A 12,657-nucleotide genomic window follows, 5' to 3' on the forward strand; every position below is an offset into this window, starting at 1 on the left:
AACCACGCCATGTCCGCAGCGCAGATCATCGAGGACCTGACCCAACTGGGCGTCGAGCTATGGGCCGACGCCGGCCAGCTCCGCTTTCGTGCCCCGGCCTCGGTGCTGACCGAGGCGCACAAGGATGCCCTGCGTACCCACAAGGCGGAGATCCTGTCACTGCTGGACCGCGAGCGTGACGTCACGGTGGTGGCCGACCCGGCGGCACGTCATGAACCGTTCCCGCTGACCGACGTGCAGGCGGCCTATCTCATCGGCCGGCAGGAATCGTTCGGCTACGGCGGCGTGGCCTGCCATGGCTATCTCGAAATGACCTGGCCCGACTTGCCCGCGGATGTGCTGGAGCGCGCATGGAACCTGCTCATTCACCGGCACGACATGTTGCGCGCCGTGATCGAACGGGATGGCTACCAGCACGTGCTGCCCCAGGTGCCGCTGCTGCGCATCGCCAGCACCGACCTGCGCGAAGCAGGCCCCTCCGTGGTCGCGGCACATATGGAAAGCGTGCGCGAAGCGATGGATCACCGTGTGTACGACACGACCACCTGGCCACTGTTCGAGCTGCGCCACACGCGTACGCCCGATGGAGACGTAGTGCATTTCTCGCTGGACTCGCTCATCGCCGACTGGGCCAGTGCGGGCATCCTCTTCGACGAACTGGACGTGATCCTGGCCGGACACGAGGCGGAACTGGCCCCGCTGGACATCGGCTTCCGCGACTACCTGCTGGCCGAGCATCGCCTGCGCGATACGGCGCGTTACCGCAACGACCGGCGCTACTGGAGCGAGCGCGTGGACAGCCTCCCGGCCGCGCCGCAGCTTTCGCTCGCCGCCAGCGCCACGCAGGCGCCGGCACGCTTCGTCCGACACCACCTGCACCTGCCCGCAGGTGCGTGGGCCGCGTTCCGCGCCCATGCCGTGAACCACGGTGTCACGCCCACGGCGGGCCTCCTGACCGCATATGCCCGTGTCATCGCACGCTGGTCGCGCCAGCCGCATTTCACGCTCAACCTGACCCTGCTCAACCGCCTCCCGCTGCATCCACAGACTGATCGCCTCGTGGGCGATTTCACCTCGGTCAGCCTGCTCGAAGTGCGCCCGCCAACGGAGGAAGGCTTTGCGGCACAGGCAAGAGCCGTGGCGACGCAGTTGTTCGAGGATATGGACCACCGCCTGTTCTCCGGTGTGGAAACCGTCCGCGAGATCGCCCGTCGCCGTGGCCGCGAGGCGGCACTGATGCCCGTGGTGTTCACGGGCGCCATCGGCCTGCATGCCACCACGGCACCCGCCAGCGGACGCCGGCCCGGCCATGGCATCACGCAGACTCCGCAGGTCTTGCTCGACTGCCAGGCCGGCGATGGTCCGGACGGCCTGCGGGTGAGCTGGGATGTTCGCGAACAGGCGTTCCCGGCCGGCATGGTCGAGGATATGTTCGAAGCCTTCAGCGTGCTCGTGGCACGCCTTGCAGACGATGCCAGCGCATGGACCGCGGCCCTGGAGATCGCGTTGCCGACATGGCAGCGCGAAGAACGCGATACGGTGAACGCTACAGCGGTGCAACGCCGTCACCACCTGCTGCACGACGATATCCTGGTTCAGGCGAGCCGCCGTCCCGACAAGGTGGCCGTCACCGATGCGCATGGCTCGCTCACCTTCGGTCAGCTCGCAGGCCGTGCGCACGGGCTTGCACGCCAGCTGCGCGAACATGGCCTTACCAGCGGCGAGCCGGTGGCGGTCGCCATGGAGAAATCATGCGGGCAGATCATCGCCGTGCTCGGCGTACTGCTTGCCGGCGGCGCCTATGTGCCTGTGGACCCCGCCCAGCCGCGCCTGCGGCGCGAACGCATCGTAGGCCAGGCGGGCATTCGTCTCGCCATCGCCCATGCGCCTGACGCCACCGTCGACTGGCCTGAATCGCTCGACTGGCTGTTCGTCAAGGATGCCGCCGAATCCGCAGCGGTGAAACCCAGCCTCGTCGCTCCGGATACGCTGGCCTATGTGATCTTCACCTCGGGCTCCACCGGCGAACCCAAGGGCGTGATGATCAGCCACGCCGCCGCACGCAACACCATCGACGATATCGACCGCCGCTTCGGCGTCGGCGAGAACGATCGCGTGCTCGGTCTCGCTCAGCTGGGTTTCGATCTTTCGGTCTACGACATCTTCGGCGTGCTCGGACGCGGCGGTACGCTCGTCCTTCCCGACCCCGCACGTGGAGCCGATCCCTCGCACTGGGCGGAGCGCGTGGAGAACGCAGGCGTCACGCTGTGGAATTCGGTGCCAGCACAGATGCAGATGTTGGCCGATTTCCTCGACAGCGATCCGCGTGCGTTGCCCACCCTGCGCCTGGCGTTGTTGTCCGGCGACTGGATTGCGCTGAACCTGCCCTTGCAGCTACGCCGGCATATACCCGACATCACCCTGATCGGCCTGGGAGGCGCCACCGAAGCCTCCATCTGGTCCAACTATCATCGCATCGACCACGTCGATCCTCGCTGGACCAGCATCCCCTACGGCGTGCCGCTGGCAAACCAGTGGTTCCGCGTGCTCGACGCCCGGATGCGCGACGTGCCCACCTGGGTGCCCGGCGACCTGTATATCGGCGGCGACGGCCTGGCGATGGGCTACCTAGGCGACGAAGCGCTCACCGCCTCGCGTTTCCTCGTGCATCCCCACGACGGAACCCGCCTGTATCGCACCGGTGATCTGGCACGTTATCTGCCCGGTGGCGAGCTGGAATTCCTCGGTCGTGAAGACGGCCAGGTAAAGCTGCGCGGACACCGCATCGAACTGGGCGAGATCGAATCCGCCCTGTGGTCGCATCCGGATGTGTCGGCCGCCGCCGTGGTGATGTCGGAAGGCGATGGTGGCGAACGCACGCTGCTGGGCTTCGTCGAAGCCGCGCGATGTACCGTCGATGCCACGGAGGATGTGCCGGGCCTGTCCGGCGTGCTCCGACATGCCGAACGCGCCGGCTTCTCCGTCGCCCATGGCGACTATGTGCGTGCCGTCCATGATGCCGCCCGTGAATCGATGCTGCATGCGCTGAGCCAGCGCGAGGCATGGCCTGTCGACGAGGCCGTTGATGCCGATACCCTGCTGAAGCGCACCCGTATCCACGAGCGGCATCGCTGGCTCGTACGCCTGTGGCTCGACGACCTGAGAGCCGCAGGCTGGCTCCATGCCGACACACAGGAACGCCTTCGTCCCACGCGCCCTGTCGATGCCGTCAGCGTCACCACGGCATGGCATCATGCCGCTTCGCAGGCGGCCGATGCCGGCACGCCCCTGGCCGTGATCGATTACCTGCGCGTGCACGCGGCGCGGCTGGATGCCCTGCTCGACGATGCCTGCAATCCGTTCGAGCTGCTGTTCCCCCAGGGTGGCAATGATCTCGCCCTGGCGCTTTACGGCGAAGAGCCGGCATCGCGCTACAACAACCATGCACTGGCCGCCCTTCTGCGCCAGATCGCCGCCCGGCGCGAGAGCGGCCAGCCTCTGCGCGTACTGGAAATCGGCGCAGGCACGGGCGCCACGACGAACGTTATCGCCCCCCTGCTCGACGGGCTCGACGCCGATTACCTGTTCACCGACCTGGGCAGTTTCTTCCTGCCCGAGTCACGCCAGCGTTTCGCCGTGTATCCGTGGCTGCGGCACAGCCTGTTCGACGTGGACCGCGACCATCGCGAACAGGGACTCGCACCGGGTTCGTTCGATGTGGTGATCTGTGCCGGCGTGCTCGGCAGTGTCCGCGACCCGGATGCCGCGCTCACCCGTATCGGTGAGCTGCTGTCCTCCGATGGCTGGCTGCTGTTCACCGAGCCCACGCAGGACCATCCGCATATCCTTCTCAGCCAGGGGTTCATGATGTCGCCCGCCGGTGGCGACCGGGACCGTGGACGCAGCCCGTTCCTGTCCGCACCAGGCTGGCAGGACGCTATCCGCCGCAACGGGGGTGAGCCGGTCCTGGTGCTTCCCGGGGAAGACCACGCCCTGGCGCCGGGCGGCATGCGTTTCTTCGCCGCGCGCTATAAGCGCGACCGTCGCCCGCTTGCCGCCGCATCGCTGAACCGCCACCTCGGCGAACGCCTGCCCGCGCATATGGTGCCCGGCCAGTTGCAGGTGGTGGATCGCCTGCCGCTGACCGCAAACGGCAAGATCGATCGCAAGACACTGGCCGCATGGCGCATCCGCACCATCACCAGCGAGGGTGCAGACACGGCCGTCGAGGCCGATCCGCTGGAACGCCGCCTGTGCGCCATCTGGGCCGAGGCGCTCGGCGTGCCATCCCTGCGTCGCGACGACAACGTCTACGACCACGGGGCCGATTCGCTGATCCTGGCGCGCGTGGCCGGCCGCGTACGCGAGGAAGTGCCGGGCGCCGACGTGCACGCCTACGACACGATCCTGCGGCAGATGCTCAACGAGCCCAATGTCGCCGCACTGGCGCGCCTGCTACGGGGCGACGAAGCCCACGACGGCACGCCGACGACAACGACGACAACGAGCTCCGGCACGCGCGAGGGCAGCAATGCGCTGCTGGTGCCCTTCGGAGGTGGCGAAGGCGTGACCCGCGTCATGTTCCATGCCGCGCTGGGCACGCTCGATTACTTCCAGCACCTGGGCAAGTCGCTGGCCGCCCAGCAACAGGGGCCCGTCATCGGCGTGGCCGTCGCGGATACGGAGCGCTATCTCGCCATCGAGCCGCGCCGGCTCATCGAGACGGTGGCCGACGATTATGCGGAGCGCCTGCTGGCCGAAGGCCATACGCGCTTCCAGCTCGTCGGCTATTGCCTTGGCGGCCTGCTGGCGACAGAGGTGGCGCGACGATTGCTCGCGCGCGGCGTCGACGTGGTGGACCTCTCGCTGGTGGACAGCATCCCCATGTTCATCGACACCGACGAGGAACTGGCCTTCGAAGCCATCTTCGTTCCCAACCTCAACCTCGATCCGGTCAAGGCCGTGTTCGGACCCGGCGTGGAGGACATGGACGTGTACCGCGCCATCGACCGTCTCATGCATGAACACGATCGCAAGGTACCCGCCGGCGCCATGGCGGCCTTGTCCGGCGACGCCGGCCTGGATGCGGTCGCGAAGGCCGCACGCCTGCGCGCCGCGATCCCGCAGGACGAACGCCTTGCCGCATACGCTGCCGCAGCATCCGCGCAGGCCGGCCTGCCGGTGTCGCCGGAGCTGGTGCCGGCTCTCTTCCGCGTCTGCCGCCACAGCATGCGCGCCGCGCGCTTCGATCCACCGCCCTACGTCGGCGACATGACCTATCTGCGCTGCGAGGAACAGCAGTCCTTCGGGGTAACCGGTGGCGTGGGCCATCTCGCTGCACCGTTCTGGGAGAACACCTGCCTGGGCGACTTCCGCCTGATCGACGTACCTGGCAACCACTTCAGCGTCATCGAACCTCCGCACGTCGCCATCGTGACGGAACACCTTTTGAACGCCCTCAGGAGCAAGGCATGAGTGATGCGGCACGGACGCAGGCACTTCCCACGCTACGCAGGCCGGTGGCCGGCCTCGTGCGTGCTGGCGTGCTGCTGGGCGGCATCGGTGCCCTCACGGCGCTGCTGCCCTTCGTGGGCCTGACCGAGCTGGCGAGAGCCCTGCTCACGCCGTCACCTGACACGGTATACGTCGTGCGCATCGCCATCGTCGTGGTGCTCGGCCTCGTGCTCGGCTGGGTGTGCACGGGCCTCGCGCTGTGGCTGACCCATGTCGCCGATCATCGGCTGCAGGCGTCGCTGCGCCGTGCGCTCGTCGGCCGGCTGGGTGCCGTGCCGCTGGGCTGGTATTCCGACAAGACCTCCGGCCAGGTCCGCAAGGCGGTGCAGGACGACCTCACCGAACTGCACCATCTCACCGCACATCACGATGTCGCGTTGGCGGGAGCCATCGCACTGCCGGTGGCCGGCCTCGCTTACCTGTGCTGGATCGACTGGCGCCTCGCGCTGCTGGCCGTGCTCACCTGGCCCATCTACGCCGTGGCCTATGCGTGGATGATGCGCGGCTTCGGCGAGAAGATGGCGCAGCTGGACGAAAGCTTCGGCAAGGTCAGCGCCGCCATCGTGGAGTTCGTGCACGGCATCGCCGTGGTCAAGGCCTTCGGCCAGGGGCAGCGGGCACACAAGGCGTACGACGAGGCCGTGAGCGGCTTCGGTCACCGTTATGCCGGATGGGTACGCCCCCTGCTCCGTCTCGAAGCGCTTACCTCCATGGCACTGTCCGTTCCGGTGATCCTGGTGGTCAGCCTCACGGGCGGCATCACGATGATCGGGCGCGGGTGGATCACGCCTCTCGACCTGTTCGCCGAAGTGCTGGTCGCCGTCGCCATGCCGCAGACCCTCCAGGCGATCAACCAGAGCCTCACGGCGCAGAAGCGCGCGCAGGCCGCCGCGGGGCGCATCGAAGACCTGCTTGGCGTGGTGTCCCTGCCGCGTCCTGCGCATCCGGAAGCACCCGTGGATGCCAGCATTGCCTTCGAGAATGTCAGCTTCGCATATGACGGCGAACACGGCGTGCTCGCCGATATCGATCTGTTCTGCCATCCCGGCACGCTGACCGCGCTGGTGGGCGCCTCCGGTGCCGGCAAGTCCACGCTGGCCCGGCTGGTGCCACGCTTCTACGACGTCACGAAGGGACGCGTACGCATCGGCGGCGTGGATGTACGCCAGATCGATCCGCGCCAGCTCTATCGCCATGTCGGTTTCGTGCTCCAGGACGTGCAGCTCGTGCACGGCAGCGTGGCGGACAACCTTCGCCTGGGCAGGCCGGAGGCCACCGACGACGAAATGTTCGATGCCGCCCGCGCCGCGCGTATCCACGAACGCATCCTTGCCCTGCCGCGCGGCTACGCCAGCGTGATCGGCGAAGACGCCGTGCTCTCGGGCGGCGAGGCACAGCGTCTGTCCATCGCCCGCATGCTGCTCGCCGACACGCCGATCCTCGTGCTCGACGAAGCCACGGCCCATGCCGATCCGGAATCCGAGGCGCAGATCCAGGATGCCCTGTCCACGCTGGCGAAGGATCGCACCGTCATCGTCATCGCCCATCGGCTGGCCAGCGTGGTCGGCGCCGATCGCATCGTCGTGCTGGACCAGGGCCGCATCGCACAAAGCGGGCGCCACGAAGCGCTGCTGGCCATCGACGGTCCTTACCGGCGCCTGTGGCTTGCCGGCCAGCCGGTGCCCATCCCCACGAACGACAAGGAGGCCGTCTGATGCTGGCCGAACTCAGGCAGGTCCTCGGACCGTCGCAAGACACCCGCCTCTATCGCTACCTGGGCTGGCTCTGCGCATGGAGCGTGCTGGAAGCGCTCACGGTCGTCATGCTGGTGCCCTTGCTGGGCGCGCTGTTTCATGGCGACACCACCGACGCATGGCGCTGGTTGCTCGCCATGGCCGTCATGGCGCTGCTGACCTGCGTTGCCCGCTACGTGCAGTCGATGCGTGGCTTCGCGCTCGCGCTGGTCATCCTAGAAACCCTGCACAGTCGCCTGGGCGATCACGTGGCGCGCCTGCCGCTGGGATGGTTCTCGTCCGAGAAGGTCGGCCGGCTGTCGCGTAGCGCCACCGCCGGCACGATGATGGTGACCAATCTCTTCGCCCACCTGCTGGCACCGGTGGTATCCGGTGTACTGGTCCCGGGCGTGATCGCGCTGGCGATGCTCTGGCTGGACTGGCGCCTGGGCCTTACCGCCCTGCTCTGCACGCCACTGGTCTACGTGACGCATCGCTGGTCGGCGGATGCCATCGCCCGCAATGACGACGTGGTGGACGGCGCCGCCACCGTAGCAAGCAATCGCGTGGTGGAATTCGCGCGCAACCAGCACACCTTGCGCGCCTTCGGGCGCACCGAACAAGGCTACGCTCCGCTGGAAGATGCCATTGCCGCGCAGCGCGATGCGGGTGGCTCCATGGTCTCGCAGACCTTTCCACGCATCCTTGCCGGTGGACTTTCGGTCCAGCTCGCCTTCGCGGCCCTCGTGGCCGTGGGCCTGTGGCTGGTGCTGCACGGCCAGGTGGAACCCGTGCGGCTGGTGGCGTTGCTAGCGCTGGCGGCTCGTTTCGTCGGTCCGCTGGCCGAAGCGGCGGCACGCAGCGGCCTGCTGCGCATGGCGGAAAACGACCTGCGCCGCCTTGCCGACATCCTCGCCACGCCGCCCTTGCCAGAACCCGCGCATCCACGTGAAGCGACGGAACCCGGCCTGGTCGAACTCGACGACGTGCGTTTCGGCTACCGCGACGATGCGCCCGTGCTCGACGGCATCCGCCTGAGCATGCCCCCTCGAAGCATGACAGCCATCGTGGGTGCCTCCGGTTCCGGCAAGAGCACCCTGCTGAAACTGGTGATGCGTTTCTTCGACACGGGAAGCGGCCAGGTGCGCGTGGGTGGCGTCGATGTACGCGAGCAGGATGGCGCCGCCCTCATGGCGCAGCTGGCACCGGTCACCCAGGACGTCTACCTCTTCGACGACACGTTGGAAGCGAACATCCGCATCGGCCGCCCCGATGCCAGCGACGCGCAATGGCATGAGGCGGCGCGACTGGCCGGCGTGGACGAGATCGCTTCACGGCTGGCCGATGGCTGGTCCACTCGCGTCGGCGAAGGTGGCAGTTCGCTTTCCGGTGGCGAACGCCAGCGTGTGTCACTGGCCCGCGCCCTGCTCAAGCAGGCGCCCGTCGTGCTGCTCGACGAAGCCACGGCCGCGCTGGATGCCGAGAACGAACGCTTTGTGCAGGAGGCGGTGATCCGCCTGCGCCGCGGAGCCACCCTGATCGTCGTGGCCCACCAGCTGCCCACGGTGATGGCCGCCGACCGCATCGTCGTACTCGACCAGGGCCGCATCGCCGAATCCGGCACGCACGACGAACTGCTGGCCCGCAACGGCCATTACGCCGCGTTCTGGCACGAACGCCAGCGCGCGAAGGGATGGCGCCTCACCAACGGAACCAACGCATGACGGTCGATCTAGCCATCGTCGGCGGTTATGGCGATGTCGGCCGCCAGGCCGCGCGCCACTGGCTTGCCCTGCACAAGGATGCATCGCCCACCTTGCGCATCGGCGGCCGTGATGCTGCGGCAGCGGCCGGCATGGTGGCATGGCTCCGGGATCTGTATCCGGCACTGGCCCATGGCATCTCGTCCGTCGCGGTCGATGTCTTCGACAAGGCTTCGCTCCATGATTTCGTGGATGACGCCGATGTCGTGCTCAACTGCGCAGGGCCGTCGTACCACATCGGCGATCGCGTGGCCCGCGCAGCCTTGCGCGCCCATGTCGACTATGTGGATGCCGCGGGTGACGACGATCTCGCCGCCATGATTCGCTCAGGCGCGCCGGTGGGTCGTCGCGTGGTGTTGTCCGCCGGCATGCGACCGGGCTTCAGCGGCCTGCTCCCGCGCTGGCTCGCCGCCGATATGCCCAACCCCCGGCGCATGACCAGCCATATCGGCGTGCTCGATCGTTTCACCCGGGCCGCCGCGCAGGATTTCCTGCATGCGGGAAACGGCGGCGACAGCGTGCCGCTGTCCGCCTGGCGCGGTGGCGTGCGCCATCGCCTGCTGCGTCGGCTGGACGACCAGATCGTTCCCGGATTCCGTCAGCGGGTCGCGTTGCTGCCTTATCTGGATCGCGAAGCAGAGCGGCTGGCCCGAGCGCTGCGGCTGGAGGAAGGCGACTGGTATACGGCCGTCGAGGGAGAAAAGGTGCTGGCCGTCTTCGACCGCACCCATGCGCTGCCTCGCGATGAAGTCGCCGGCGCCCTCCGCCTGGCCAGCACGGTAGACCTCGCCAGCCGCGAACCGCGCGTGACGATGCTCGTGCAGATCGATGCGGATGACGAAAGCCGGAGCATCCTGGTGCAGGCCGATGGCAACGCCACCCTGAGCGGCGCCTTTGCCGCCGTCACCTGTGCTGCCGTCGGGCAGGGTCGCATGCGCACCGGCATCCATCACGCGGCCGACGTACTGGACCCTGTTGCCACGATGACGGCGTTGCAGGGCCTGGGTGCCTTCGGCACCTTCGTCGTGCTCGATGGTCCCGCGACCCTGCTGTGGGAAGCCGAGGAAGGTGCGCTGTGACGATCGACGCCGCACGCGCGCACGAAGCGGGGCTGCATGCCCTGGGCCAGCACCTGCCTGGCGGCCTGGCGGCGTTGCCTGCCTCAGCGGCTCCGCTCCGGCGCCTTGAACGCCGGAGCCTTGCCGCTCAACGTGATCTGCTTCGCCGGCATGCCGGGCTCGATAACACGAGCGGCCTGTCCCGTGACGTGATCCACGAACGCCTCGGGGTGGCATCGCGCCATCGCTGGCTGCTGGATCGCTGGCTCGTGGCGCTGGAAGCCAACGGCATCATCGAACACAACGGCGGTCACTGGCGCGAGCGCAACGAGCATGGCCTCGTCGTGGAAGGCGATCTCTTCGACGACTACGCATCGCTCGGCTTCCCCCCGCGCCTGGCCAACCTGCACCACGCATCGCTGGGCCGCCTGCACGCCTTGTTGCGCGACGAACTCTCGCTGCCGTCGCTGCTTTTCCCTGACGGGCGCGTCGTCGAATCGCTGGCCGCCTATCAACGCAATCCGTTCACGGCCTACGTCAATGCGGCCTGCGGCGAATGGCTGCGCCAGCATCCGGGACGCGGTTCCGCCCTGCGCGTGCTGGAACTGGGCGGCGGTCCCGGGCTCACCACGGCAGCGGCACTGGACGCCTTGCAGGATCGGCCGGTGGATTACCTGTTCACCGATGTGTCGCGGCTGTTTACCCAGGCCATGCAACGCCCCGGCCTTCGCCATGCCCTGCTCGACATCGATGGCAATTTTGTCACGCAGGACATACCCCGCGGCCGCTTCGACGTGGTCGTGGCGGGCAACGTGCTGCACAACGCGAAGGACATCGACTGCACGCTCGCGTCCATCCGGGCCGCACTCGCGCCCGGCGGCTGGCTGGTCTTTACCGAGGCCGTGGCCGACAGCCTGATCCTGCTCACCTGCATGCAGTTCCTGCTGTCGGCCGGTCCCGGCCAGCTGCGGGCTGGTAGCGGCGACATGCGAGCCGAAACGGGTGAAGTGTTTCTCGATGAGGTGCGTTGGCGCGAACGGCTGGCAGCGAACGGCTTCACGACGCTTGCCGTGTTGCCGGATCGCGCGACGCCAGCCCTCGAACGCGGCGGCCAGTACGTCTTCCTCGCCAGCGCCACGGAGAGCCATCCATGAGCCCGCGTCCCGTCTTCGTCATCGCCGTGCCGCTGGATGAACCCTGCGCGGACCTGCTCGCAGAGCACGGCGACGCCGACGTGCATCGTCTCGATGTCGTCGCCCCTGGCAAGCTGCTCGTGGGCCTCGAACGTCTTCGGGCAACGCACGCCGTGCTGAGCACTGCACAGTTCGATGCCCTCCGGCTTCATCCGGCTTTCGCTCTCGCTGACCTGGATACACTCGGCAAGATCTATCTTGCCGGCGATGCGCCGCTTCCCGTCGTGGCAGGATTCGATGTGCAACGACTGGCAACGACCAGCCGCGACCCGGCCCTGGCCGTGGATGGGGAGATCGTTGCTGCCGATACCGACAAGCGCCTGGCCGGTGCGGATTACACCGCAGGCCGCATCGCCACCGAAGCCCTCTCGGTGGCCGCACTGCACAGCATGCTCGATGGCCTGCGCCGCGCCGGTGCCTTCATCGATGCCGATGACGTACTGAACGCCACTGACCTGCTTGAGCGTGTGCGAGCCGATCCCCATCAACGCACGCTCCTGCGGCGCTGGTTGCGCGTGCTGACGGCCGAAGGCCTGCTTCGCCACCATGAAGGGCGCTTCCGCCTCGCCAGCGGGCACGCTACCGAAGCGACACCCGACTGGGACCACGTGCAGCGCTTATGGCTCGCGGCGGGCGACACGGCGCACACGCTGCGTTTCGCGAGGGACGCCGCCTCGGCACTTCCCGAGCTGATCGACGGCAGCCTGAAAGCCGTGCACCTGCTGTTTCCACAAGGCGGCCTTGCGCTCGCCCATGCGCTGTACCGCGAGAGCATCGCGGCCCGCTACCAGCACGCTGCCGTCGCCAGTTGCCTGTCACGCATTGCGCAAAGCAGGCAGGGTGCCCGGTTGCGCATCCTCGAAGCCGGTGGTGGCACCGGTGCCACCACGGACCAGGCATGGCCGGCCCTGCGTGACCACGACGTCGATTACCTGTTCACCGATGTCTCGCGTTTCTTCCTTCAGCAGGTCGAGGCCCGCCATCCCGGCCTGCGCACGGGCCTGTACGACATCGACCGTTCGCCAGCCGGGCAAGGCCATGCCGTGGGCAGCATCGACGTCATCGTCGCCGGTGGCGTACTCAATGCCGCACGCAACACCGATGCGTCGCTGCGCTGGCTCGCCAGCCTGCTCGCGCCCGGCGGCTGGCTCGTGCTGAGCGAGCCCACGGTCGAGGAATACTGGGTGATGGCCTCCCAGGCCTTCATGCTCGCCGAGCCCGACGACGAGCGCGCGGCCAGCCAGTCCACCTTCCTCTCCCACGCGCAATGGCTCGATGCCCTCGCCGGCGCCGGCCTGCAAACCCTCGTCGACCTGCCTCCCCCCGGTCACGCCCTTGCCTCCCTCGGTCACCGCGTCTTCGCGACGCAGGTCGCCCCAACGCCCTGAATGCCGCC

General features: G+C 67.9%; 6 protein-coding genes. All 6 read left to right on the forward strand.

Going from position 1 to position 12,657, the window contains the following annotated elements; all coding sequences use genetic code 11:
• Nucleotides 1-9 precede the first annotated feature (9 nt).
• From KR767_RS17545 to KR767_RS17570, 6 genes are read left to right on the forward strand one after another with little or no spacing between them, the layout of a single operon-like run.
• The gene (locus KR767_RS17545) at nt 10-5,475 is read left to right on the forward strand and encodes a non-ribosomal peptide synthetase (RefSeq protein ID WP_250877223.1); all 5,466 of its coding nucleotides are present in this window, start codon (nt 10-12) and stop codon (nt 5,473-5,475) included.
• Nucleotides 5,472-7,229, forward strand: coding sequence for an ABC transporter ATP-binding protein (locus KR767_RS17550; RefSeq protein WP_250877224.1), 1,758 nt, complete (start codon nt 5,472-5,474; stop codon nt 7,227-7,229). Before KR767_RS17545 ends, KR767_RS17550 begins: the two co-directional genes overlap by 4 nt.
• Entirely contained in the window at nt 7,229-8,971 is a 1,743-nt protein-coding gene (locus tag KR767_RS17555) for an ABC transporter ATP-binding protein (RefSeq protein WP_250877225.1), read from the forward strand. Before KR767_RS17550 ends, KR767_RS17555 begins: the two co-directional genes overlap by 1 nt.
• Nucleotides 8,968-10,089, forward strand: coding sequence for a saccharopine dehydrogenase NADP-binding domain-containing protein (locus KR767_RS17560; RefSeq protein WP_250877226.1), 1,122 nt, complete (start codon nt 8,968-8,970; stop codon nt 10,087-10,089). The genes KR767_RS17555 and KR767_RS17560 overlap by 4 nt, the downstream gene beginning before the upstream one ends.
• The gene (locus KR767_RS17565) at nt 10,086-11,222 is read left to right on the forward strand and encodes a class I SAM-dependent methyltransferase (protein WP_250877227.1); all 1,137 of its coding nucleotides are present in this window, start codon (nt 10,086-10,088) and stop codon (nt 11,220-11,222) included. The genes KR767_RS17560 and KR767_RS17565 overlap by 4 nt, the downstream gene beginning before the upstream one ends.
• The gene (locus tag KR767_RS17570; protein ID WP_250877228.1) at nt 11,219-12,649 is read left to right on the forward strand and encodes a class I SAM-dependent methyltransferase; all 1,431 of its coding nucleotides are present in this window, start codon (nt 11,219-11,221) and stop codon (nt 12,647-12,649) included. Before KR767_RS17565 ends, KR767_RS17570 begins: the two co-directional genes overlap by 4 nt.
• Nucleotides 12,650-12,657: the final 8 nt, after the last annotated feature.

Origin of the sequence: Luteibacter anthropi, from assembly GCF_023699965.1 — a bacterium.
Taxonomy (GTDB): Bacteria; Pseudomonadota; Gammaproteobacteria; order Xanthomonadales; family Rhodanobacteraceae; genus Luteibacter; species Luteibacter anthropi.